Source organism: Microbacterium sp. NPDC057741 (assembly GCF_042798735.1).
Taxonomy (GTDB): Bacteria; Actinomycetota; Actinomycetes; order Actinomycetales; family Microbacteriaceae; genus Microbacterium.
In genome coordinates, this window is sequence record NZ_JBHVJW010000008.1 from 23,874 (window position 1) to 46,080 (window position 22,207).

Sequence of the window (22,207 nt, forward strand, 5' to 3'; positions counted from 1 at the left end):
CATGAGCACTCATGCGCGTCCACTGGCCGTCAGGCTGGCTGCGGCGAGTGCTGACGAGCTGAGCACGCTGTTCCTGGCCCGCGGCGTCAAGGCGGATGCCCCCTGGCAGGACTTCTTCGATGCTGCCGAGGCGCTGTACGAGCCGGCCTCGATCGAGCGGGCGCTGATCGCGCTCCCCCGCCCGGATGCCGCTGCCCTGCTGCGCGCGGCAGGCGGCGGATCCGCGCCACTGCCCCATCTGACCGCGCTCGCGCTGCAGGACCCGACCGGCGCCGTCCCCGTACCTGTCGCGGAGCAGCTGGACGGACGCACGCTGCCGGATGCTGCGGACGAGCAGCCCCCGGCACCCGCCTCCGCCCGCGACGCCGCACCCGTCGCCGAGCAGGCGTTCACCACCGCGTCCCGCGTCGCGGACATGCTGCTGGTGGCGCGCGAGGTTCCGCTGGCGCTGCTCGCCACCGGATCGCTCGCCGCCGGCGAGAAGAAGCGGCTCGCCGAGGCCGGCATCGAGCACGACGCGGACGATCTGCGCACGATCGCTCAGGATGCCGGCCTGCTCGGAACGAGCGAGCGCCGAGTGCAGGTGACGACCGGATCGGATGCTTGGCTCGGCCTGCCCTTCGCCGAACGCTGGGCACGGCTGGCGACCGCATTCCGCGATACGCTGCCCACCGGCATCCGAGACGGTGCCGGCTGGCTGCCGCCGGCAGCCTGGGCGCAGGGCTATCCCTGGGACCCGTCATGGCCGGACCGCGAGGCCGGTCTGCAACGTCGGGCGCAGCTGCTCGGCCTGATCGCGGGGAACGGATCGGAGCCGGAATGGGCCGCGGCCCTGCGGCTCGGCAGGGCAGCGGACACCACGGCGCTCGAGGGTCTGGTGCCTGCCGAGGTCGACAAGGTCTTCCTGCAGAACGATCTGACCGCGATCGCCCCTGGTCCGCTGCAGCCGGGGCTCGAGGTGCGCCTGCGCGGTATGGCCGAGCGCGACTCCGCGCAGTCCTCGTCCTACCGGTTCACCGCGGAGTCGGTGAACCGGGCCCTCATCGAGGGCGAGACCGAGGCATCCATCCTGGAGTTCCTCGCCGCGCTCTCACTCACCGGTCTGCCGCAGCCGCTGGCGTACCTCGTGGCCCAGACCGCACAGCGGCACGGTCTCGTTCGTGTCTGGGCATCGGATGGCGGAACCGTCGTGACAAGCAGCGATCCCCATCTGGTCGAGGCGATCGGCATCGACCGCGGCCTGCGCCCGCTCGGCCTCACGGCCGAGGACGGCATGCTGGTCTCGCGCGTCAGCGCCGAGACCGTGTACTGGGCGATGGTGGATGCCCGCTACCCCGCGACGCTGGTCGACGCCGAGGGCAGCGCGATCTCCATGCGTCGCACGCCGCCCATCGAGCCTGCAGTCGCCGCCCTCCCGTCCTACGACGCCCTGATCGCGAGGCTGCGCGAGCGGCAGGGGCCGGACGCAGATGCCGCATGGCTGGACCGCGAGCTCGAAGCGGCCGTGCGCGCGAAGGCCCTGCTGATCGTCGACGTCGGGATGCCGGACGGCTCGACCCGCGAGCTGCTGCTCGAGGCCACCGGTCTCGGCGGCGGCCGCCTGCGCGGTCTGGACCGCGGCGCCGATGTGGAGCGCACGCTGCCGGTGCGCAGCATCCGCGCCGTGCGCCTCGCCGACGTGCCGACGCCCGGGTGACGCGCGACCGGTAGACTGGACAGCTATGTCTGACGGCCCTCTCATCGTCCAAAGCGACCGCACCGTGCTGCTGGAGGTCGCGCATGCCGATGCCGAGTCCGCACGGCACGAGCTCGCGATCTTCGCCGAGCTGGAGCGGGCGCCCGAGCACATCCACACCTACCGGATCACCCGGCTGGGCCTGTGGAACGCCCGCGCGGCAGGCCATTCCGCCGAGGACATGATCGACACACTCGATCGCTGGTCGCGCTTCCCGGTGCCGCCGTCCGTGGCCGTCGATCTGCGCGAGACAGTGAACCGGTACGGCCGACTCGTCATCGAGCGCGACGACGAGGGCACGCTCATCCTGCGCTCCACCGACCCGGCTGTGCTCACCCAGGTGGCGGGCAACAAGCGCATCCAGCCCCTGCTGATCGGCCACCCCGCTCCCGACACGTTCGTCGTGGATGCATGGGCGCGCGGCCAGATCAAGCAGGAGCTGCTGAAGATCGGATGGCCGGCCGAGGACCTCGCCGGCTACACCCCCGGCACCCCGCACGAGATCGACCTCGATGAGGACGGCTGGGCCATGCGGCCGTATCAGCACGACGCGGTCGACGCCTTCTCGAAGGACGGCTCCGGCGTCGTCGTGCTGCCCTGTGGTGCGGGTAAGACGATCGTGGGCGCCGGAGCGATGGCGGCCACGAAGACCACCACTCTGATCCTCGTGACCAACACGGTCTCCGCGCGGCAGTGGCGAGACGAACTGCTCAAGCGCACCTCGCTCACCCCCGAGGAGATCGGCGAGTACTCCGGCCAGGCCAAGGAGGTCAAGCCGGTCACGATCGCGACGTACCAGATCCTCACCGCGAAGCGGAAGGGCCAGTACGCGCACCTCGCGCTGCTGGACGCCATGGACTGGGGCCTGATCGTCTACGACGAGGTGCACCTGCTTCCCGCCCCGGTGTTCAAGCTCACCGCCGACCTGCAGGCTCGCCGCCGCATCGGCCTGACCGCCACCCTGGTGCGCGAGGACGGCCGCGAGGGCGACGTCTTCAGCCTGATCGGACCGAAGCGGTTCGACGCGCCGTGGAAGCAGATCGAGGCGCAGGGCTTCATCTCCCCTGCCGCCTGCTACGAGGTGCGCGTCGACCTGCCGCCGGGCGACCGGCTGGAGTACGCCGCGGCCACCGACGACGAGCGCTACCGTCTGGCGGCATCCGCTCCGGCCAAGATCCGCGCGGTGAAGGAGCTGATCGAGAAGCACCCCGATGAGCAGGTGCTGGTGATCGGTCAGTACCTCGACCAGCTCGACGTGCTGGCCGATGCCCTCGGCGCCCCGCAGATCACCGGGGCGACCCCGGTGGACGAGCGCGAGGTGCTTTACCAGCAGTTCCGCACCGGCGAGATCAAGGTGCTGGTCGTCTCGAAGGTCGCGAACTTCTCCGTCGACCTGCCGGAGGCGTCGGTCGCGATCCAGGTGTCTGGCTCGTTCGGCTCACGGCAGGAGGAGGCTCAGCGTCTCGGCCGCCTGCTGCGCCCGAAGCAGACCGACCACACCGCGAGCTTCTACACGCTGGTCGCGCGCGACACCGTCGATCAGGACTACGCCCAGAACCGGCAGCGCTTCCTCGCCGAGCAGGGCTACAGCTACACGATCATGGACGCCACCGACCTGCAGGCGGCCTAAGCGCGGGGCTCCTCGCCGGGCTTCAGCCCGCACCGCCAGCACGGCGCGGCGAGGTCGTCGAGCAGGGCGCCGCATTCCGGGCACACCTGGGCGAGCCAGCAGGCCGCGTCGCCGCCATCCTCGTCCTCGTCCATGTTCCGGATGCTACCCCTGTGACGGCGCCGCAGCGGGCGGAACCGGGAGCGGCGCGAGCACGGCCCGGCGCACGGTGCGGGTGCGCGCGATCGGCGTGCGCCGCTGCATCCATTCGACGGCCGCCACAGTCACCCCCAGCACGAGCACCGAGACGAGCAGGTCGACCGGTCCGCCCCCGGACGAGTTCGCATCGGCCAGCCCGAACGACGACAGCACGAAGATGCTCACATTGTTGACCACGTGCAGCGCGATACCGGCCTCAAGACCGCCGGTGCGCCAGGTCAGCCAACCCGCGGCGAGCGCGAATGCCGCGACGCTGAGCATGCCCCACACGTCGTAGAGGTGCCCGAAGACGAACAGCGGCAGGGGCAGCAGGATCGCGAACGCCGGATGCTTCAGCCACGACCCCACGGCCTGCATGAGGAATCCGCGGAAGACATACTCCTCGGTCGCGGACTGGAGCGGCACGAGCAGGATCACCAGCAGCAGCATCAGCCAGGGCTGCACGGTGACGCCGGTGACGAAGAGGTCCTCGCCCTGGGCCAGTGACACCCCCATCGAGATGCTCGTCTGCAGGGCGAAGACTGCGGCGGCGATGCCGAGACAGCGCAGCATCCATCCCCAGCGCAGTCGGCCCGTCACTGAGGACAGCAGCCCGAGGCCGCGCCCGGAGACGATCCGAGAGGCGATCAGCAGCGCGGGCAGCAGCAGGATGATCGACAGCATCGCGACCACGAAGGTCACCGGGTCGGTCAGATCCATGCCGCCGCTGGCGGCGACCTTGGTGAACGCCTGCATGACCTCGGGGACGAATGCCGCCATCACGGCGAACGGGACGACGAGCACGATGATCATGCCGATGTACAGCGCGAGTCCGAGCAGCCCGACCAGGATCGGACGCCACCAGCGCGGCTCGCGACCGCGTGCGAGGTTCAGGCGGTGGTATTCGACGTCGGAGGCGTCCTCGATGATCTCGACGATCGGAGCAGGCGCGGACGGCGCCTGCGGGACAGGTACTGCGACCGCAGCCGTCCACACCGGCGGGACAGCCGCCCCGGCGGGAACCCGCGGAGCGGGCGGAGGCGGAGGCGGGAACGGCGTCGACGCGGAACCGGGAGCGGTGTCGTCCGAGGGGAGCATGCTTCGATCATCGCGGATCAGGCTGGACCCCGCTGACCATCGCTCCGTCGCCCGTCGGTGGCCGCCAGTCGACGACCGGGATCAGCTGACGGATCGCGGTGTCCGATGAGAGGCTGCCCACGGTCCTGAGAAAGGTGTCCCGCAGCGCCCTCGCGACCGGACTGCGCAGCAGCGCCAGGGTTCCCATCCGGTGAGAGCGCCGGACGATGTCCGTGGTTCGGGGGTGACGCGCAGCGGTGTAGCCGACCAGCCCGTCCGGGCCGTCCAGTGCGTCGGCGAGTACGACGGCGTCTTCGATCGCCTGGCACGCCCCCTGCCCGAGGAACGGAGCCATGGGATGCGCGGCATCCCCGAGCAGCGCGACCCTGCCCCGATGCAGCGTGGTCAGCGGCGCGGCCAGTTCGGCGATGTCACCGCGCAGGACCGAGGCGGGCACGGCCGACTCGATGAGCTGCCGGATCGGTGCGTGCCAGTGCCCGAAGCGCCGCAGCAGCTCCGCTCGTTCATCATCTGCGGCGCGCTCGCCGGCAGGGGCGACGGCGGCGGCATAGAAGTAGGTGCGGTCATCGGCCAGCGGAACCAGCCCCACCACTCCCGCACCGCCCCAGGTCTCCCCGGCCTGCACAGCGACGGAGGCGGCGACGATGAACCGCCAGGCGGTCCATCCGGTCGAACTCGTCCCCGGGTGGTCGGGGAAGAGCACGCCACGAGCAGCGGAGTGCACCCCGTCCGCCGCCACCACCAGTTCGGCCTCTTCATCGCCTTCGGCGGTTCGGACGACAGCGGGGTGCTCTGCGTCACCTGCGTGGAGCACGGCGGCCGGCGTGTCTGCGCGCAGCGGGACATCGGCGGCGGCGGCGCGCAGGATGGCCGCCAGCCGAGTGCGCTCCAGCACCACCATCGGATCGCCGAACCGCGCCTGCACGGCCGCGGCGCTGGTTCGCGCCAGGTAGCGCCCGTCTGCTCGGCGCAGACCGCCGTCGCCCTGGATCGCGGCGAGGCCTCGCACGGTGTCGCCCGCGCCGAAGGCATCCAGCGCTCGCAGCGCGTTCGGCATCATCGCCAGTCCTGCACCCGCCGAGCCCGGCCATGGTCCCTTCTCGTACATGTGCACGGCCCAGCCCCGGCGACGCAGCGCCGCCGCCGCCGCGAGTCCGCCCAGCCCTGCCCCGATCACGATCGCGCGACGCCCACGCATGATGGCCTCCTGACCTCGTCGGAACCCGCGCTACCCGCCCGCCGTGGCGATGATGCACACGACGAGACACGGGAAGAAGACGAGCGCCGAGAACAGCATGTGGAACCTCGTGCGCCCGCCGAGGCGACCGGCGAGCGACACTCGCGCAGCCGGGATGTAGTCGCCCATCCCCGGGCGGGACTCCCCCAGCACTGTGCGCGCCCGCCGCACCATCGTCGCGTCCCCGAGTCCGATGAACAGCACGAGCACGACGAAGCCCACCCACGCCCACACGGGCGCGCCGGTCACGATGAAGACGATCCAGAGCGCGGCGAAGGCGATCATCGCCGCGGCATGGGTCAGCACAAGGCCGGCGTTGCGGCCCTTCGCGTACCGCGCCCACGAGACGAGCAGCGACACCCCGACGGAGGCCTGGATGATCCAGGCGACGAGCACGATGTATCCCATGCGCACACTGTACTACGTTCATAGTGCGATGGGTACTATGAATATAGTGTTATGCTCACCGAATGGCTACGACCCGCGAACGCGCCCTCGACGCGGCAGTCCGTCTCGTCGGCGAGCAGGGCGTGCGGGCGCTCACCCACGGCCGCGTCGACGCGGCCGCCGGGCTGCCGAAGGGGTCCACGTCGAACTGGTTCCGCACCCGCGACGCGTTGATCGCCGGCGTCCTGGTGTGGATCGCGGAACGCGAGCGCGCGGACCTCACCGCCGCCATGGATCCGGTGCAGACCCCGGACGAGCTCATCGACGTGCTGACGCGCATGCTCGAGGACGTCACCGGACGCGAGGCTGGGCGAACCCGGGCACGATACGCGCTGTTCTTCGAGACCGCGAACGCCCCGGGGGCGCGACCCTCGATGCGCGATCAGCGATCGATGTTCGAGAACTGGACCCGCGATCGTCTCGCGCTGCTCGGCGCGACCGACCCCACCCTCGCCGCCCGCGCCCTTCTCGCCACGAGCGCAGGCATCATCGTGAACCGTCTCACCGTGGCACCCGACGCGCCGATCCGCCCCGCCGTCGAGCTGGTGGTGCGCGCCTCACTGCCTCCGAGGTGACCAGGATTCCCTCGGCTGATCACCGCCGATCCGCACACAATCAGACACGGCATGGGTGGAGTCACCATAATGGGGGCATGACTGATGCGCGCATCCTGGTCGTCGACGACGAGCCGAACATCCGCGACCTGCTCTCCACGGGTCTCAGCTTCGCCGGTTTCCAGGTGAAGACCGTCGCCAACGGGGCGGCCACCATCTCCGCGGTCCTCGAAGAGGAACCGGACCTCATCATCCTCGATGTGATGCTGCCCGACATGAACGGCTTCAGCGTCACCAAGCGGCTGCGCGGTGCCGGATTCACCGCGCCCATCCTGTTCCTCACCGCGAAGGACGACACCCAGGACAAGATCGAGGGCCTGAACGCCGGCGGCGACGACTACGTCACCAAGCCGTTCAGCCTGGACGAGATCGTGGCCAGGGCGCAGGCCATCCTGCGCCGCACCATGCAGGCCGATGAGGAGTCCGTCATCCGCGCCGGCGAGCTGTCCATGGATCAGGACACCCACGACGTGTTCGTCGGCAAGGTCCCGATCGAGCTGAGCCCGACCGAGTTCAAGCTGCTGAAGTACCTGATGCTCAACCCCAACCGCGTGCTGTCGAAGGCCCAGATCCTCGACCACGTCTGGGAGTACGACTTCAACGGCGACGCCGGCATCGTGGAGAGCTACATCTCCTATCTGCGCCGCAAGATCGACCCGCACACGGAGGAGTCGCTGATCCAGACCAAGCGCGGCTTCGGGTACATGCTCAAGGTCGGCAAGACCGTCTGATCCGGCCCGGAGCACCCCATGGCGCACAGATCTGATGCCGTCACCTCCTGGTGGCGGCGTATCAGTCTGCGCGCCAAGGTGACCGGCGTCACCGTCGCGGTGCTCGCCCTGGGGCTTCTCGTCGCCGGGATCGGCACCGTCCCGATCCTGCGCAACGCGATGATCGGCAACATCAACGCGCAGCTGCCGGGACTGGTCTCCACCAGTCAGGCCGACCGGTTCTTCGTGGTCACCAACGAGGGCGGCAAGGCTGCCTTCACACCGCGCGACGGCGCGGTCTCGCGCGCCGACTACTTCGCCGCCTTCTACGACACGACGGGCAAGAAGGTCGCCGAGGCCGGCGGCCAGCCCGGCGCTGAGCGGCCGATGTTCCCTGAGACCTACACGCTGGCAGAGGCGCAATCCGCCTCCGACCAGGTGATCCCGCTGCGGGGCGAGGACGGCGGGGCGTTCAGCGCCGCCGCGGCGACCCAGGCAGCGGTCGGCGCCTCGGTCACCTATGTGCAGATCGTCGCGCTCCCCCTCGACGAGGCGGACCGGATCGTGGCCACGTACTTCGGCGTGTACACGACGGTCGCGCTGGTGACCATCCTGATCGCCGCGCTGCTCACCCGCGGTCTGGTGACGCTGACCTTCCGACGCCTCGGTCAGGTGGAGTCCACGGCGATGTCGATCGCCGCCGGGGACCTCAGTCAGCGCCTCACCGACCTGGAGCCGACCACGGAGGTCGGCAGGCTCAACTCCGCGATCAACACGATGCTCGACCGTGTCGACGGCGCGATCGCGCAGCGGGACCGCACGGTGCAGCACATGCGCCGTTTCATCGGCGACGCCAGTCATGAGCTGCGCACGCCCCTTGTCAGCGTGCGCGGCTACGCCGAGCTGTACCGGATGGGAGCCATCCGCGGTGACGAGGATGTCGCCAGGGCGATGGAGCGCATCGAGAAGGAGGCCATCCGCATGGGTGCGATGGTCGAGGACCTGCTCGCGCTCGCACGCCTGGACGAGGACTCCGGCCGCTCACTGGAGATCGTGCCGCTCGACCTGCGTCCGATCGCCCGCGATGCCGCGCTCGACATGCGGGTCACGGCCCCCGGACGCACCGTGACGGTCGTCGACACCACGGTGGATCTGCCCGCTGCGCCTGCTGCGCCACCGCTCGAGCCCACGACGCCTGCCCCCGATGCGCAGAAACCGGCCAAGACGAAGGACGCCACGACGCGCGGCACGGGCACGCGCGGGCTGACCGGTGCGGCGCTCGCGCGCCTGCGGCGTCGTCCCCGTGCAGAGGTCGTTCCGCAGATCGATTTCCACGAGACGCTCGACATCCCGGTGCGCACGCCTCCGATCGTGCTCGGCGACGAGAACAAGGTGCGGCAGGTGGTGACCAACCTGCTCGGCAACGCCCGACGGTTCTCACCCGAGGACAGCCCGATCGAGATCATCGTCGGCGTTGACAGGCTGCGCGGTATCGGCACGATAGCGATCGCCGACCACGGCGAAGGGGTGCCCCCTCAGATCCGGGACCAGATCTTCCAGCGGTTCTGGCGCGCCGACACGTCGCGCGCCAGGGAGACGGGTGGTTCCGGCCTCGGCCTGGCGATCGTCTCGTCGATCGTCGAGGCGCTGAACGGCTCGGTGCACGTCGAGGAGACGCCCGGCGGCGGCGCGACCTTCATCGTCGCCCTGCCCCTGGCGCCGGCCAGCGCGACGCCCGAGCACCTGCTCGAGGAGACCCAGCCGATCGAGCCTCTGGACCTCTGAGCGCCACTCTCCCTCCCCAATCGGGTTTCGCCCCGCTCTGTCCCGGAGACCGGAAATCCGGCATCGTCCGGTGCGCGCCGCGCTCTAGCGTCGGAAGCCCAACGAGAGGAGATCCCCCATGTCCGTCTTCACCGTCGACACGGAAGCGGTCCACGCCGCGAACGGCGCGACCAGAGCCACGATCGAGCGCCTGCAGTCCGAGTCGGCCGCCCTGATGTCGCAGCTGACGCAGCTGCAGTCGTCATGGACCGGCAGCGCTTCGATCGCATTCCAGCAGTGCAGTGAGCAGTGGCGCGGCGCACAGCTGCACGTCGAGCAGGTGCTGGCGTCGATCGGCACGGCGCTGGGCTCCGCGGCGACGCAGTACGCCGATGCCGACCAGTATTCCGCGAACCTGTTCCGCTGACCCCCAGCCCCTCGCGGAACGCAGAACGCCCCCGGCTCGAGAGAGCCGGGGGCGTTCTGTCAGTGAGGATGGATCAGAAGTCCATGCCGCCCGACGGGTCTGCCGGCATCGCCGGAGCCTTCTCGGGCTTGTCGGCCACGACCGCCTCGGTGGTGAGGAACAGGCCGGCGATCGACGCCGCGTTCTGCAGCGCCGAGCGGGTGACCTTGGCCGGGTCGATGATGCCCTGTGCGAACATGTCGCCGTACTCACCGGTCGCGGCGTTCAGGCCCTGGCCCGCGGGGAGCTCGGAGACCTTGTGCGCGACGACGCCGGGCTCGAGGCCCGCGTTGATGGCGATCTGCTTCAGCGGAGCCTCGATGGCGACGCGGACGATGTTCGCACCGGTCGCCTCGTCGCCGACGAGCTCGAGGGTGTCGAGCACCTTGGCCGACTGCAGCAGCGCGACGCCACCACCGGGGACGATGCCCTCCTCGACGGCAGCCTTCGCGTTGCGGACGGCGTCCTCGATGCGGTGCTTGCGCTCCTTGAGCTCGACCTCGGTGGCCGCGCCCGCCTTGATGACGGCGACGCCACCGGCGAGCTTGGCGAGGCGCTCCTGCAGCTTCTCGCGGTCGTAGTCGCTATCGGTGTTCTCGATCTCGCGGCGGATCTGGGTCACGCGACCCTCGATCTGCTCGGCGTCACCGGCACCCTCGACGATCGTGGTCTCGTCCTTGGTGACGATGACCTTGCGCGCACGGCCGAGCAGGTCGAGCGTGGTGTTCTCGAGCTTGAGGCCGACCTCTTCGGTGATGACCTGGCCGCCGGTCAGGATCGCGATGTCCTGCAGCTGCGCCTTGCGACGGTCGCCGAAGCCCGGAGCCTTGACGGCGACGGACTTGAAGATGCCGCGGATCTTGTTCAGCACCAGAGTCGCGAGAGCCTCACCCTCGACGTCCTCGGCGATGATGACGAGCTCCTTGCCGTCCTGGATCACCTTGTCGACGACGGGCAGAAGGTCCTTGATGTTGCCGATCTTCTGGTTCGCGATGAGGATGTACGGGTCCTCGAAGACCGCCTCCTGGCGCTCCGGGTCCGTGACGAAGTAGGGGTTCAGGTAGCCCTTGTCGAAGCGCATGCCCTCAGTGAGCTCGAGCTCGGTGCCGAAGGTCTGCGACTCCTCGACGGTGACGACACCCTCCTTGCCCACCTTGTCGATGGCCTCGGCGATCAGGGCGCCGATCTCGGGGTCGGCGGCGGAGATCGACGCGGTGGCGGCGATCTGGTCCTTCGACTCGACCTCCTTGGCGGTGGCGAGCAGGTCGGCGGTGATGGCGGCGACGGCCTTCTCGATGCCCTTCTTCAGGCTGATCGGGTCAGCACCGGCTGCGACGTTGCGCAGACCCTCGCGGACCAGCGCCTGGGCGAGGACCGTGGCGGTGGTGGTGCCGTCGCCGGCGACGTCGTCAGTCTTCTTGGCGACCTCCTTGACGAGCTCCGCGCCGATCTTCTCGTACGGGTCGTCGAGCTCGATCTCCTTGGCGATGGAGACGCCGTCGTTCGTGATCGTGGGGGCGCCCCACTTCTTCTCGAGCACGACGTTGCGGCCGCGCGGGCCGAGGGTCACCTTGACAGCGTCGGCCAGGGTGTTCAGGCCGCGCTCGAGACCGCGACGGGCCTCCTCATCGAAAGCGATGATCTTTGCCATGAGTAGTGTCGTCCCTCCTGGACGTAGACGTTGGGGTTTAGCACTCACCATGAACGAGTGCTAACGCCATTCTGGCACTCGCCTATGGAGAGTGCAAGCCGCGGACGCGCTACTCGGCAGGGGTCTCCGTACCCGCGGCCGCGCGGTCCATGCCGATCACGACGGCGAGCTGCTTGCCGCCGGATTCGTTGTAGTCCTTGTAGGCGTCGCTCTGCTGCACGTCAGCCCCGCCGATGACACCGGCCAGCCCGAGCGCGGCCTCCTTGTCAGCGGGGTCGGCGTAATACACCGTCGTCGTAGGGAAGTCGCGTGTGGAGGCGTCGATGCTGGAGATCTGACCACCCTTCCACCCCGCCTTGATCAGCTCATCCCGCATCGCGCCCTCCAAGGCGTCGTCCGGGGTGCCGTTGAGGATCAGCACGGCATAGGACGTGTCCACCGCTCCGGTGTCCTCGGGCGCGGGCGTCGCGGCCTGGCTCGGCCCGGCATCTCCGCCGAACGAGATGCGGTCCATCGCCACCAGCGACCCGAAGATGCCGAGGACGACGAGCACGAGCACGGCCGCAGCCGACCACAGCAGCACGATCCATCCGTTCATGCCAGGAACCTCGGCACGGTGCGCTCCGACACGTCCTGTGGCGTGCGGGACGTCGTCGAATCGATCACTGCGGGGCTTTGACACCCCTCGATGCTAGGGCATGTCCTCTGTGAAACCCCGTCTTCGCGTCAGCCGACGAAACCGCGCATTCGGGCGACGCGGCGATCCGTGCGCGCATCACGGATGCGGCGCAGGCGGCGCACCAGCAGCGGGTCGAACTCCAGCGCCTGCTCGGTCTCGATGAGACGTCCGAGCAGTTGGTAATAGCGTGCGGGACTCATGCCCAGCTGCGTTCGGATCCGCTCCTCCTTCGCGCCGCCGTGCCGCGGCCAGGCGGCTTCGAGGGCGAGGATCGCACGGTCGCGATCGGTGAGGTCTCCGAGCATGGCCCCAGGGTACGCGGCATCCTGCCCCTCATCCGCGCGCCACTCCCTGGCTGCGCGAGGGAGAATGGACGCATGGGTTACGACGTGGACAAGACCGAGAAGGAATGGCGCGAAGAGCTCGGCGACGCCGAGTACGCGGTGCTGCGCGAGGCGGCGACCGAGCGCCCCTGGACGGGTGAGCTGCTCGATGAGAAGCGCGACGGGCTGTATCGGTGCGGCGCCTGCGGCGCCGAACTGTTCCGGAGCGGCACGAAGTTCGACAGCGGATGCGGGTGGCCGAGCTTCTACGAATCGGTCAGGCCCGAGGCCGTGACGCTGATCGAGGACCGCACCCTGGGCATGGTGCGCACCGAAGTGCGCTGCGCGGCATGCGGCTCGCACCTCGGCCATGTCTTCCCCGACGGCTTCGGCACCCCCACCGGCGACCGGTACTGCATGAATTCGCTGGCGCTGTCGTTCAGCCCCACCGAGTCGTGAGCGCCCTCGACGCCGTCCTCGCCAGGAAGTCCTGGTCGAAGGTCGACGATGTCTCACCGACGCACGAGCAGCTCCTGCCGCTCGTCGCCGCAGCGGGGCGTGTGGCCGACCACTCGTCGCTGCGCCCGTGGCGGCTGATCGAGCTGCGCGGCGAGGACCGTGAGCGGCTCGGCGCCGCGATCGCGAAGGCCCAGGGCGACGACAAGCCGTCGTCCAAGCCGCTGCGCGCTCCGCTGCTGATCGCCGTCGTCGTGAGTCCGCGCAAGAGCGAGAAGGTGCCGTACTGGGAGCAGGAGGCCGTGGCATCCGGTGTCGCGCACACGCTCAGTCTGCTGCTTGATGAGGCGGGTTGGGGTGTGATCTGGCGCACGGGCCACTACACCCGCTCGAAGGCCGTCGCGAAGGCGCATGGGCTGAAGAAGAAGGAGCAACTGCTCGGCTGGCTCTACGTCGGCGGCAAGCCGGCCGGCAAGGACGGCGGGCGCCGCAAGGCGATCGACGCCGAGAGCGTGCTCGGCCGGATGCCGCGAAGCGGCGACTAGGCGCGCGCTACGCGGCGGCGACGCGGCAGGGCGACCACGACCGAGGCCACCGCGACGACGACCATGGTGATCAGCTGCCAGGGCGCCGGTCCGGCAGGCAGCGGCCAGATGAGATCGATCGCGATCGACGTGGTCAGCTGGCCGAGGACCGACCCGAGGCCGAGCAGCAGCACCCCCGTGTGCGCGACGAGGAACGCTCCCAACAGGATGTAGGCGAAGCCGAGCAGGCCGCCGAGATACAGCCACGGCTCCGTGGGCAGCGGCTCCGGCGGGCCGCCGACCGCAATGGTCGCGGCGGCTGCGACGACGAGCACGAGCGTGCCCGCGATGAAGCTCGTCAGCGTCGCGGTGAGCGGCGACTCCACCCGCTGAGCGAGCCTGCCGTTCGCGGCGGCCTGCCACGCGATCCCGCCCCCGGCCAGGAACGGCAGCAACAGGAGCCAGAGCGGTGCGGAGGCCAGCACTCCCCCGCCGAGCGAGACGCCGACGGCAGCGAGCGCGAGCGCGCCTCCCGTCACACGCCCCGGCGTGACCGCCACCACGCCGGCCGGCCCGACGCCGATGCGGTCGAGCACCAGACCGTGCACAGTCTGGCCGGCGACGACGCCGACCGTGAACAACGAGACGCCGAGAACCCCGGCGACGAGCCCCTGAGTGGAGACGGTGAGGGCGCCGCAGGTGCCGCCGAGGAGCATCCAGACCGGGATGCTGCGGCTGCGCACGCCCGAGACGAGGCGGCGCACACCGGCTCGACCCGCTGGCATCGCAGCGATGACGATGACGAGGAAGACGAGTCCCACGAGGAACGAGACGAGGCCGGCGACGACCCCGTCGCCCAGCCGGACGCCCAATACACCGTTGATGCGCGCCTGTACGGCGGTCATCATTCCGATCGCGACGGCGCCGCCGAGCGCGACGGCGGCGGGTAGGCGGCGAGTATCGGTCACCGACCGACCCTATCGGCCGCACGTCCGAAGCCCGGACTACGCTGGCCGCATGTGCGCCAGCTATGGTCTCGATCCCCGGTTCACCGATGCCGACGAACTCGCCGCGGCGGATGCAGCGATGCTGGAGGGACTGCGGCACTGGGCCGAGCAGAACGCCGGCGAGACGCTGCGCCCCACCGGCCGCAACCTGCGCAATCTGAACCCGGTCGTGCTGCCCGCCGACGACGGCGCCGTGCTCGAGCAGGCGTGGTGGGGGTTCCTCGTGAACGGCGCCCCGGCCAGGTTCCCCTCGATCAACACTCGATCGGAGCGACTGCAGGAGAAACCGGGAGCGCTGCGCGGCCGGGCGCTCGTGCCGTCCACGGGGTGGTTCGAGATGCAGAAGCCCGATCGCATCTGGCACGAGTTCGGGCTGGGCCGCGGCGCGCTGTTCGGCATGGCCGCGATCACGCAGCGGGGCAAGGACCCCGACGGCGAATGGCGCACCTGCTACTCGATCGTGATGCGTCCCGCGCCCCCGCAGGTCGCACACATCCACGACCGGGTCCCGCTGCTGCTGCCTGGGTCCTTCCAGGACGACTGGCTCACCGCCGACGGCTCGCGCGAGCTGATCGACGAGGCGCTGCTCGCCGCGGCATCCCTCGACGAGCGCATCGCCGCGGTCGCCCGCGACGACGACAAGGGCACAGACGGGCTGCTGTTCTGACGCGGGCGCGCCGAGGAAACGGAGCCTCCTGCCGGACTCGAACCGGCCACCTGCGGTTTACAAGGCCGCTGCTCTACCAGATGAGCTAAGGAGGCGAACGGTCACCAGCTTAGTGGCGACCGAGGGTCTCACTTCGCCGGGGTGGTGGCGGTGGGCGTCGGGGTCGGTGTGGACTCGCCGTAGTACGCGTCGCTCGCGACGGTCATGACGAACTGGGAGAACTCGGCCGGGTCGCTCATCGAACCGACGTAGGTCTCGCCATTGACGACGATCATCGGCGCCGCGTTCAGCTTGAGCTTCTTCGAGCCGGGCAGCGGCCCTTCGAGCGCACGAGTCGTGGCGTCCTTGGCCCAGGTCAGGTAGTCGCCGCCCTCGATGCAGGAGCGCACCTGCGCGGCGTTGTCGATCCCCACCGCGCCGGCGAGGTCGGCGAGCTCGACGTCGGTGCGCCCGTCGCTGTCGACCTTGGGCTGGTCGATCAGCAGCTCGTGGTTGTACGCGTAGAAGTAGTCCGGCGCATGGCTGGCCACGCAGGCGGATGCCGCGGCGGCGCGCAGCGAGTACTTCGTGCCGTTCGAGCTGGCGGTGAGCAGCGACACCGGGTGATACGTGACGTTGACGGCGCCCTCGGTGATCCACCCGGTCAGCTGGCGGGCGTTCGCGCGCTCGAACTCCCCCGCGTCAGGCGAGAGGTAGTCCACATAGATGTGCACGTCCACCGCACCGGCGGTCGGCGTCGGCTCAGGGGTCGGCGTGGCCGTGGCCGTGGCGCCCGAACCCGTCGGATCCGGTGTGGGCGTGCCCTCCGGCGCGGACTGCGGCGAGTTGACCGTGACTTCGCGGACGGTGACTCCGTCGCCCTCCATGCCCGCAGGGCTCAGGGTGGGCTTGGACACCGAGGAGGTGACCGCCCAGGTGACGGCGGTGCCCACGGCGCCGACGGCGACCACGGCCACGAGACCGATGATGATCCGGCGCATCGCACGCGCTCGGCGGTGACGGGAATTCACCTGCTGTGCCTTCTCCCGCACCGCCTCGCGTGATGAAGTCGCGGTGGAGACGTTCGGCGTTTCGTCGCTCGACATCGTTCCTCTTGAAAGTCCGGTGGGGACGGGTCTCCCCCGTTGGGCCGCCCGAAGCGGCCGGCAGCCGCATGAAGCAGCGCCGGGTTCGATGTTATCCAGACCTCCTGGGAAGTTACCCAGCAGGCGGGAGCTCGTGCCATACTGAACCTGGCCCGATGGCGGGCCACGGCGGGCGACCCCGCCGCTTCCATCACAACGGATCGTCCGGCACGTACCTGCCGGTGAAGGAGAAATCAATGGCAACCGTGACCTTTGACGACGCCACCCGCCTCTACCCCGGAGGCACGCGCCCCGCGGTCGACAAGCTGAACATCGAGATCGCCGATGGCGAGTTCCTCGTTCTCGTCGGCCCCTCCGGTTGCGGAAAGTCCACCTCGCTGCGCATGCTCGCAGGCCTCGAAGAGGTCAACGCCGGCCGCATCCTCATCGGCGACCGTGACGTCACCGACGTGCCGCCGAAGGACCGCGACATCGCAATGGTGTTCCAGAACTACGCGCTGTACCCGCACATGACCGTCGCCGAGAACATGGGCTTCGCTCTGAAGATCGCCGGCATCGGCAAGGAGGAGCGCGCCTCGCGTGTCCTTGAGGCCGCGAAGCTGCTCGACCTCGAGGAGTACCTGACCCGCAAGCCGAAGGCCCTCTCGGGTGGTCAGCGTCAGCGCGTGGCCATGGGCCGTGCGATCGTCCGCCAGCCGCAGGTGTTCCTCATGGACGAGCCGCTGTCGAACCTCGACGCCAAGCTCCGCGTGCAGACCCGCACCCAGATCGCCTCGCTGCAGCGCCGCCTCGGCGTCACCACGGTCTACGTCACGCACGATCAGACCGAGGCCCTCACCATGGGCGACCGCATCGCAGTGCTCAAGGACGGCATCCTGCAGCAGGTCGGCACCCCGCGCGACCTGTACGAGAACCCGAAGAACGTCTTCGTGGCCGGCTTCATCGGCTCGCCGGCGATGAACCTGTTCCCGGTCGACCAGGCCGAGGGCGGCGTCAAGTTCGGCACCAAGGTCGTCCCGACCGAGGCCGCCGCGATCAGCAAGGCCAGCGGCAGCCAGGTCACCATCGGTATCCGCCCCGAGGACATCATCGTCGCCCCCGAGGACGGCCAGGGCCTCACGGTCACGGTCGACCTGGTCGAGGAGCTCGGCGCCGACGGCTACCTGTACGGCCACTCCGAGGTCGACGGCAAGCGCACCGACATCGTCGCGCGCGTCGACGGCCGCCGCCACCCGAACGCGGGCGACAAGGTCGTGCTGGCTCCGATCCCGGGCCACGTGCACCTGTTCGACCTCGAGTCGGGCGAGCGCCTGAACGAGCAGGCCATCGCCTCGGCCTGACCTACTCTCACGCAGCGCGGCGCGGGCGGACCTCTGGGTCGCCCGCGCCGCGTCGTCTTTCCCCTGAGGTTCTCACCCACGCATCCGAGGAGCGCACATGGCCGACACCGAGCGTCTGTCCAGCACCCTGCGCATCACCGCCAGCACCGTCGACCCCGGCCTGCTGACGCTGCCCTGGTCGACGCCGCTCGGCAAGTGGCCCAGCGAGCACATCGTGTCACTGCCGAAGGGCCTGTCCCGTCACCTGGTGCGGTTCGCGGACCTGTCCGGCCGTGTGGTCGCCGTCAAGGAGACCACGACGGAGATGGCCCAGCGCGAATACGAGATGCTCGGCAGCCTGGCCCGCCTCGATGTCCCCTGCGTCAGCCGCGTCGCGGTGATCGCCGGACGACAGGATGCTGACGGCAGGCCGCTTCCCGCGGCGCTGGTGACCTCGCACTTGAAGTTCTCGATGCCGTACCGTGCGCTGTTCACCCAGATTCTGCGCCCCGACACCGCCACCCGCCTTGTCGACGCGCTGGCCCTGCTGCTGGTGCGGCTGCACAACGTCGGGTTCTACTGGGGCGACGTGTCGCTGTCCAACACCCTGTTCCGCAGGGATGCCGGCGCATTCGCGGCCTACCTGGTGGATGCCGAGACCGGCGAGCTGCACGAGGAGGGCCTGACGGTCGGTCAGCGCTCCTACGACCTCGATCTGGCGCGCACCAACATCGCCGGCGAGATCCTCGACCTGGCCGCAGGCGGGCGACTCGAGAACGGCGTGGACGCGGTGGCGATCGCCGACGGCATCGTCTCGTCGTATCGAGCGCTGTGGGCAGCGCTGACCGACGAGGAGTCGTTCTCGTCGAACGAGACCTGGCGCATCACCGAGCGCGTCGAGCGCCTGAACGCCCTCGGCTTCGACATCGACGAGATGTCGATGAACACCACCGCGGACGGCGCGGTCGTGCACATCCAGCCGAAGGTCGTGGATGCCGGACACCACCAGCGCCGCCTCATCCGGCTGACCGGACTCGATGTCGAGGAGAACCAGGCGCGTCGGCTGCTGAACGACCTGGACGAGTTCCGGGCCCGTTCGACCAAGCAGTGGGCGGACGAGGAGATGTACGCGCACGAGTGGCTCACCCGGGTGTTCGAACCGGTCGTCCGTGCTATCCCCTACGACCTGCGCGCGAAGCTCGAGCCCGCTGAGGTCTTCCACCAGGTGCTCGAGCACCGCTGGTACCTGTCGCAGGCGCAGGGCCGGTCTGTGCCGATCGCCGAGGTGCTGACCAGCTACATCAACGACGTGCTGCGGCACCGGCGCGACGAGGCCACGATCATGGGCCCGCCCACCGAGACGATGAGCCTGCCCGTCGTCACCGGTGCCGTGGACGTGTCCGACGACACCGGTGAGGTGGACTGGCGCGACCTCGTCTGAGTCCTAGTACCCGACGGTGAACCGCTCGCGGCCGTGCTTCGGCGTCTCGATCTCGTCGACGATGGCGACCGCGAAGTCGGCACCGGAGATCGTCGAGGTACCGTCCTCTGCACGCACGAGCACGTCGCCGCCGTCACGGTAGGACCCGGTGCGCTCGCCCTCGGCCCACGGGCCGAACACCTCGGCAGGGTGCACGAAGAACCAGTCCAGCCGGGCATCCGAGTCCTGCAGCAGGGCGAGCTCATCGATGCCGACCTGCGCCTCGTGCTTGTACTCCTCGGGGAAGTCCAGGTCGAAGAGACGCGGACCGCCGGGGGCGACCAGGCTGCCGCCGGCGCCGCCGACGACGCCGAGGCGTGTAGATGTGCCGGTCAGCTTCGCGGCCAGCGCCTGCAGCGCGCCGGTGGCCTTGTCGGTCATGTCTCCGCGAGGCGAGATCGCCGAGACGACGGCGTCCGCTCCGTCGAAGACGTCGCCGAGGCCGGCGATGTCGAGCGCGGAGCCCTGCACATGGGTCGCACCCTCGATCGGGGTGTCCGGCGTGCTGCGCGCGATGGCGACCACGTCGTGTCCTCGGCTCACCGCCTCGCGAACGATGTGCGCTCCGGCGTATCCGGTTCCTCCGACGACGATGATGCGGGCCATGCGATTCCTCTTCTCAGGGCGACGCGCCGCGATCGCGGCACACAGATGCCAACGAGTCCCGGAGCGGCCTCATTCCCCGCGCGGCGATCCGTGCGCTCTGAGTCAAGCCCCGCGCAGCGTCGCGACCTGGTAGAGCGCGACGGATGCCGCGATGCCGGCGTTCAGCGACTCGGTCGCCGCGGAGATGGGAATCGACACGATCTGGTCGCAGGTCTCGGTGACCAGGCGCGAGAGCCCCTTGCCCTCGGAGCCGACCACGATCACGACCGGGCGGTCGGCGAGCTCGAGCGCAGGCAGCGCCACGTCTCCCCCGCCGTCCAGGCCCAGCACGAACACGCCCTGCTTCTTGAACTCCTTGAGCTGCGTAGTGAGGTTCGAGGCCAGGGCGACGGGGAGGCGCGCGGCGGCACCGGCGCTGGTCTTCCAGGCCGCCGAGTTCACGCTCGCCGAGCGACGCTGCGGCAGGATGATGCCGTGCCCGCCGAAGGCGGCAGTGGAGCGGATGATCGCACCGAGGTTGCGCGGGTCGGTGATGCCGTCGAGGGCCACGAACAGCGGCATCTCACCGCGGTCGATCACCTTCTCGAGCAGGTCCTGCGGGTGCGCGTACTCGTACGGCGGAACCTTGAGGGCGACGCCCTGGTGCACGCCGTCGAAGCCGGCCATGCGGTCGAGCTCCTGTCGGGTGACCTCGAGCACCGGGATCTCCCGGTGCCGCGCGATCGCGAGCATCTCCTTGACGCGGTCGTCCATCTCGACGCGCTGCGCGATGTACATCGTGGTCGCCGGGATCTTGGTGCGCAGCGCCTCGAGCACCGAGTTGCGCCCGGTGACGGTCTCGGTGTCGTCGGTCGACTTGGCCCGCGCGCTCCGGTTCATGTCGCGGTTCTGCGGCTTCTGACCGGGACGCCCCTTGCCGCCGGCAGCCGCGTAGCGCTCGGCCGCGGCCTTGCGCTTGCCTGCCACGTGCCAGGCGCGGTCCTCGGCCTTCGGGGTCGGCCCGCGACCCTCGAGAGCCTTGCGGCTGTGACCGCCGGTGCCCTTCGAGGCGCCCTTCTTCTTGCTGTTGCCCGCTCCGGGGCGACTCGGCTTAGCCATCGATACTCCAATGTGTTCCGTCCGGAGTGTCCTCCAGAGTGATGCCTGCGGCCGCGATCGCATCGCGGATGCGATCTGCCGAGGCCCAGTCCTTGTCAGTGCGCGCCTGCGCACGCTGCGCGATCATCGTCTGCACGAGCGCGTCCAGAGCGGATGCCTCGGCATCCGACCCTCCGGTGCGCCACTCGTACGCAAGGGGGTCGATGCCCAGGATGCCCGCCATCTCCCGCACCTGCATGGCGATGAGCTGACCGTCGCCGGTCTCGCCGGCGTCGAGCGCCGTGTTGCCTGCGCGAACCGTCTCGTGCAGCACGGCGAGCGCCTGCGGAACGCCGAGATCATCGTCCATCGCTGCGATGAATGCGGCAGGCAGAACCTCCAGCGGCGGCTCCGCGTCCGCTGCGGGGCGCTCCGCCGACCAGGCGAACTCGGCAGGCAGGCGCGCCGCGCGGTCGAGGAACGACCTGATGCGCCCCATCGCGGCATCCGCCTCGACGAACGACGATTCCGTGACATCCAGGCTGGATCGGTAGTGCGCGGCGGCCAGCGCGTAGCGCGCCACCAGCGGGTCGAACTCGTCGAGCATCTGGGACGCGAGGATGAAATTGCCGAGCGACTTCGACATCTTCTGCCCACCCACCGTCACCAGGCCGTTGTGCACCCAGTACCGCGCGAATCCGTCGCCCGCCGCAGTGGACTGGGCCATCTCGTTCTCGTGGTGCGGGAAGCGCAGATCAAGACCGCCGCCGTGGATGTCGAACTCGGCACCGAGGTAGCGCCGCGACATGGCGGAGCACTCGATGTGCCATCCGGGCCGGCCGGGTCCCCAGGGCGAGTCCCAGGTCGCATCCGCCGGCTCACCGGGCTTGGCGCCCTTCCACAGCGCGAAGTCCTGCGGGGCGCGCTTGCCGCGCGGATCCGCGTCCTCCGCGGCCTCCATGGCGTCGACCGACTGGTGGGTCAGCTCGCCGTAGGCGGGCCAGGAGCGCACGTCGAAGTAGACGTCGCCGGAGCCGTCCGGTGCCGGGTAGGCGTGACCGTTCTCGATGAGCCGCTCGATGAGCTCATGCATCTGCGGGATGAAGCCGGTGGCGCGCGGCTCGTAGGTCGGCGGCAGGATGCGGACCGCCTCGTACGCCGCGGTGAACTCCTTCTCCATCCGGTAGGCGAGCGCCCACCACGGCTCGGCATCCGTGCCGTTCACGAGGATCTTGTCGTCGATGTCGGTGACGTTGCGCACCAGGGTCACCCGGCCGTAACGCCGGCCGAGCCAGCGTCGCAGGATGTCGAAGCTCAGCGCCCCGCGGACGTGCCCGATGTGCGGTCCGGACTGCACGGTCGGCCCACAGACGTACATCGTCACGTTCTCGGGATCGAGAGGGACGAAGTCGCGCAGCTGCTGGGCGCGGGTGTCGTACAAGCGGAGAGTCACTG

At 69.7% G+C, this 22,207-nt stretch carries 23 protein-coding genes and 1 tRNA gene; 11 read left to right on the forward strand and 13 right to left on the reverse strand.

Annotated elements, in window-relative coordinates:
* Position 1 precedes the first annotated feature (1 nt).
* The gene (locus ACFVDO_RS19090) at positions 2-1,696 is read left to right on the forward strand and encodes a helicase-associated domain-containing protein (protein WP_378860032.1); all 1,695 of its coding nucleotides are present in this window, start codon (positions 2-4) and stop codon (positions 1,694-1,696) included.
* Between the two features lie 25 nt (positions 1,697-1,721).
* On the forward strand, positions 1,722-3,365 hold the full coding sequence (locus ACFVDO_RS19095) for a DNA repair helicase XPB (protein ID WP_378860033.1): 1,644 nt from the start codon (positions 1,722-1,724) through the stop codon (positions 3,363-3,365).
* Here the strand turns inward: ACFVDO_RS19095 and ACFVDO_RS19100 are convergent.
* The 4 genes from ACFVDO_RS19100 to ACFVDO_RS19115 are packed head-to-tail and all read right to left on the reverse strand — an operon-like array spanning position 3,362 to position 6,285.
* The gene (locus ACFVDO_RS19100; protein WP_378860034.1) at positions 3,362-3,499 is read right to left on the reverse strand and encodes a hypothetical protein; all 138 of its coding nucleotides are present in this window, start codon (positions 3,497-3,499) and stop codon (positions 3,362-3,364) included. The two genes, ACFVDO_RS19095 and ACFVDO_RS19100, sit on opposite strands and share 4 nt — an antisense overlap.
* A 10-nt stretch (positions 3,500-3,509) precedes the next feature.
* Complete coding sequence (locus ACFVDO_RS19105) at positions 3,510-4,640, reverse strand: CPBP family intramembrane glutamic endopeptidase (protein WP_378860035.1); 1,131 nt, start codon at positions 4,638-4,640, stop codon at positions 3,510-3,512.
* A gap of 7 nt (positions 4,641-4,647) precedes the next feature.
* A complete protein-coding gene (locus tag ACFVDO_RS19110) occupies positions 4,648-5,838 on the reverse strand; it encodes an FAD-dependent monooxygenase (protein WP_378860036.1) in 1,191 nt (396 codons plus the stop codon).
* A 30-nt stretch (positions 5,839-5,868) separates the two neighbouring features.
* Positions 5,869-6,285: a hypothetical protein gene (locus ACFVDO_RS19115; RefSeq protein WP_378860037.1), complete on the reverse strand. Its 417-nt coding sequence runs from the start codon at positions 6,283-6,285 to the stop codon at positions 5,869-5,871.
* 62 nt (positions 6,286-6,347) lie between these two features.
* Here ACFVDO_RS19115 and ACFVDO_RS19120 point away from each other — a divergent pair, with 62 nt between their 5' ends.
* The 4 genes from ACFVDO_RS19120 (at position 6,348) to ACFVDO_RS19135 (ending at position 9,839) form a co-directional block, all read left to right on the forward strand.
* The gene (locus tag ACFVDO_RS19120; RefSeq protein WP_378860038.1) at positions 6,348-6,899 is read left to right on the forward strand and encodes a TetR/AcrR family transcriptional regulator; all 552 of its coding nucleotides are present in this window, start codon (positions 6,348-6,350) and stop codon (positions 6,897-6,899) included.
* A 77-nt stretch (positions 6,900-6,976) separates the two neighbouring features.
* Positions 6,977-7,669, forward strand: a complete 693-nt coding sequence (locus ACFVDO_RS19125; RefSeq protein WP_236125319.1) for a response regulator transcription factor — start codon at positions 6,977-6,979, stop codon at positions 7,667-7,669.
* An 18-nt stretch (positions 7,670-7,687) separates the two neighbouring features.
* Entirely contained in the window at positions 7,688-9,433 is a 1,746-nt protein-coding gene (locus ACFVDO_RS19130) for an ATP-binding protein (protein WP_378860039.1), read from the forward strand.
* A 118-nt stretch (positions 9,434-9,551) separates the two neighbouring features.
* Complete coding sequence (locus ACFVDO_RS19135) at positions 9,552-9,839, forward strand: WXG100 family type VII secretion target (protein WP_378860040.1); 288 nt, start codon at positions 9,552-9,554, stop codon at positions 9,837-9,839.
* Positions 9,840-9,912: 73 nt separating this feature from the next.
* Here the strand turns inward: ACFVDO_RS19135 and groL are convergent, their stop codons facing one another.
* From groL to ACFVDO_RS19150, 3 genes are all read right to left on the reverse strand, one after another.
* On the reverse strand, positions 9,913-11,529 hold the full coding sequence (gene groL, locus ACFVDO_RS19140) for a chaperonin GroEL (RefSeq protein WP_378860089.1): 1,617 nt from the start codon (positions 11,527-11,529) through the stop codon (positions 9,913-9,915).
* Between the two features lie 109 nt (positions 11,530-11,638).
* Positions 11,639-12,211: a LytR C-terminal domain-containing protein gene (locus ACFVDO_RS19145; protein WP_378860088.1), complete on the reverse strand. Its 573-nt coding sequence runs from the start codon at positions 12,209-12,211 to the stop codon at positions 11,639-11,641.
* Between the two features lie 44 nt (positions 12,212-12,255).
* Positions 12,256-12,513, reverse strand: coding sequence for a DUF3263 domain-containing protein (locus tag ACFVDO_RS19150; protein ID WP_378860087.1), 258 nt, complete (start codon positions 12,511-12,513; stop codon positions 12,256-12,258).
* Between the two features lie 72 nt (positions 12,514-12,585).
* Between ACFVDO_RS19150 and msrB the strand changes: the two genes are divergently transcribed.
* Together msrB and ACFVDO_RS19160 are read left to right on the forward strand one after the other, a co-directional pair.
* Positions 12,586-12,990 (forward strand): peptide-methionine (R)-S-oxide reductase MsrB, encoded by a 405-nt coding sequence (msrB, locus tag ACFVDO_RS19155; RefSeq protein WP_378860086.1) that lies wholly within the window; start codon positions 12,586-12,588, stop codon positions 12,988-12,990.
* The gene (locus tag ACFVDO_RS19160) at positions 12,987-13,532 is read left to right on the forward strand and encodes a nitroreductase family protein (protein ID WP_378860085.1); all 546 of its coding nucleotides are present in this window, start codon (positions 12,987-12,989) and stop codon (positions 13,530-13,532) included. The genes msrB and ACFVDO_RS19160 overlap by 4 nt, the downstream gene beginning before the upstream one ends.
* Here ACFVDO_RS19160 and ACFVDO_RS19165 read toward each other — a convergent pair.
* Positions 13,529-14,479, reverse strand: a complete 951-nt coding sequence (locus ACFVDO_RS19165) for a DMT family transporter (protein WP_378860084.1) — start codon at positions 14,477-14,479, stop codon at positions 13,529-13,531. The two genes, ACFVDO_RS19160 and ACFVDO_RS19165, sit on opposite strands and share 4 nt — an antisense overlap.
* 49 nt (positions 14,480-14,528) lie before the next feature.
* Between ACFVDO_RS19165 and ACFVDO_RS19170 the strand changes: the two genes are divergently transcribed.
* The gene (locus ACFVDO_RS19170; RefSeq protein WP_378860083.1) at positions 14,529-15,185 is read left to right on the forward strand and encodes an SOS response-associated peptidase family protein; all 657 of its coding nucleotides are present in this window, start codon (positions 14,529-14,531) and stop codon (positions 15,183-15,185) included.
* A gap of 22 nt (positions 15,186-15,207) precedes the next feature.
* On the opposite strand, the gene ACFVDO_RS19175 is transcribed toward ACFVDO_RS19170, so the two are convergent.
* Positions 15,208-15,280: transfer RNA gene (locus ACFVDO_RS19175), tRNA-Thr, on the reverse strand.
* A gap of 33 nt (positions 15,281-15,313) precedes the next feature.
* Complete coding sequence (locus ACFVDO_RS19180) at positions 15,314-16,270, reverse strand: DsbA family protein (RefSeq protein WP_378860082.1); 957 nt, start codon at positions 16,268-16,270, stop codon at positions 15,314-15,316.
* 236 nt (positions 16,271-16,506) lie between these two features.
* Between ACFVDO_RS19180 and ACFVDO_RS19185 the strand changes: the two genes are divergently transcribed.
* The gene (locus ACFVDO_RS19185; protein WP_378860081.1) at positions 16,507-17,610 is read left to right on the forward strand and encodes an ABC transporter ATP-binding protein; all 1,104 of its coding nucleotides are present in this window, start codon (positions 16,507-16,509) and stop codon (positions 17,608-17,610) included.
* A 97-nt stretch (positions 17,611-17,707) separates the two neighbouring features.
* Positions 17,708-19,030 carry a DUF4032 domain-containing protein gene (locus ACFVDO_RS19190; protein WP_378860097.1) on the forward strand — a complete coding sequence of 441 codons (1,323 nt, stop codon included), beginning with the start codon at positions 17,708-17,710 and terminating at the stop codon, positions 19,028-19,030.
* Between the two features lie 3 nt (positions 19,031-19,033).
* Here ACFVDO_RS19190 and ACFVDO_RS19195 read toward each other — a convergent pair whose 3' ends face one another.
* The 3 genes from ACFVDO_RS19195 to cysS all read right to left on the reverse strand — a co-directional run bounded on the left by ACFVDO_RS19195 (position 19,034) and on the right by cysS (position 22,205).
* Complete coding sequence (locus ACFVDO_RS19195; RefSeq protein WP_378860098.1) at positions 19,034-19,675, reverse strand: NAD(P)-dependent oxidoreductase; 642 nt, start codon at positions 19,673-19,675, stop codon at positions 19,034-19,036.
* A 102-nt stretch (positions 19,676-19,777) separates the two neighbouring features.
* Complete coding sequence (gene rlmB, locus ACFVDO_RS19200) at positions 19,778-20,773, reverse strand: 23S rRNA (guanosine(2251)-2'-O)-methyltransferase RlmB (RefSeq protein ID WP_378860099.1); 996 nt, start codon at positions 20,771-20,773, stop codon at positions 19,778-19,780.
* Positions 20,766-22,205, reverse strand: a complete 1,440-nt coding sequence (gene cysS / locus ACFVDO_RS19205) for a cysteine--tRNA ligase (RefSeq protein ID WP_378860100.1) — start codon at positions 22,203-22,205, stop codon at positions 20,766-20,768. The genes rlmB and cysS overlap by 8 nt, the downstream gene beginning before the upstream one ends.
* Positions 22,206-22,207 lie beyond the last annotated feature (2 nt).

Bases quoted from the DNA above. Each gene is read 5' to 3' on its own strand.
- ACFVDO_RS19090 (WP_378860032.1), top strand. From the start codon at position 2: ATGAGCACTCATGCGCGTCCACTGGCCGTCAGGCTGGCTGCGGCGAGT.
- ACFVDO_RS19095 (WP_378860033.1), top strand. From the start codon at position 1,722: ATGTCTGACGGCCCTCTCATCGTCCAAAGCGACCGCACCGTGCTGCTG.
- ACFVDO_RS19100 (WP_378860034.1), bottom strand. From the start codon at position 3,499: ATGGACGAGGACGAGGATGGCGGCGACGCGGCCTGCTGGCTCGCCCAG.
- ACFVDO_RS19105 (WP_378860035.1), bottom strand. From the start codon at position 4,640: ATGCTCCCCTCGGACGACACCGCTCCCGGTTCCGCGTCGACGCCGTTC.
- ACFVDO_RS19110 (WP_378860036.1), bottom strand. From the start codon at position 5,838: ATGCGTGGGCGTCGCGCGATCGTGATCGGGGCAGGGCTGGGCGGACTC.
- ACFVDO_RS19115 (WP_378860037.1), bottom strand. From the start codon at position 6,285: ATGGGATACATCGTGCTCGTCGCCTGGATCATCCAGGCCTCCGTCGGG.
- ACFVDO_RS19120 (WP_378860038.1), top strand. From the start codon at position 6,348: ATGGCTACGACCCGCGAACGCGCCCTCGACGCGGCAGTCCGTCTCGTC.
- ACFVDO_RS19125 (WP_236125319.1), top strand. From the start codon at position 6,977: ATGACTGATGCGCGCATCCTGGTCGTCGACGACGAGCCGAACATCCGC.
- ACFVDO_RS19130 (WP_378860039.1), top strand. From the start codon at position 7,688: ATGGCGCACAGATCTGATGCCGTCACCTCCTGGTGGCGGCGTATCAGT.
- ACFVDO_RS19135 (WP_378860040.1), top strand. From the start codon at position 9,552: ATGTCCGTCTTCACCGTCGACACGGAAGCGGTCCACGCCGCGAACGGC.
- groL (WP_378860089.1), bottom strand. From the start codon at position 11,529: ATGGCAAAGATCATCGCTTTCGATGAGGAGGCCCGTCGCGGTCTCGAG.
- ACFVDO_RS19150 (WP_378860087.1), bottom strand. From the start codon at position 12,513: ATGCTCGGAGACCTCACCGATCGCGACCGTGCGATCCTCGCCCTCGAA.
- msrB (WP_378860086.1), top strand. From the start codon at position 12,586: ATGGGTTACGACGTGGACAAGACCGAGAAGGAATGGCGCGAAGAGCTC.
- ACFVDO_RS19170 (WP_378860083.1), top strand. From the start codon at position 14,529: ATGTGCGCCAGCTATGGTCTCGATCCCCGGTTCACCGATGCCGACGAA.
- ACFVDO_RS19180 (WP_378860082.1), bottom strand. From the start codon at position 16,270: ATGTCGAGCGACGAAACGCCGAACGTCTCCACCGCGACTTCATCACGC.
- ACFVDO_RS19185 (WP_378860081.1), top strand. From the start codon at position 16,507: ATGGCAACCGTGACCTTTGACGACGCCACCCGCCTCTACCCCGGAGGC.
- ACFVDO_RS19190 (WP_378860097.1), top strand. From the start codon at position 17,708: ATGGCCGACACCGAGCGTCTGTCCAGCACCCTGCGCATCACCGCCAGC.
- ACFVDO_RS19195 (WP_378860098.1), bottom strand. From the start codon at position 19,675: ATGGCCCGCATCATCGTCGTCGGAGGAACCGGATACGCCGGAGCGCAC.
- rlmB (WP_378860099.1), bottom strand. From the start codon at position 20,773: ATGGCTAAGCCGAGTCGCCCCGGAGCGGGCAACAGCAAGAAGAAGGGC.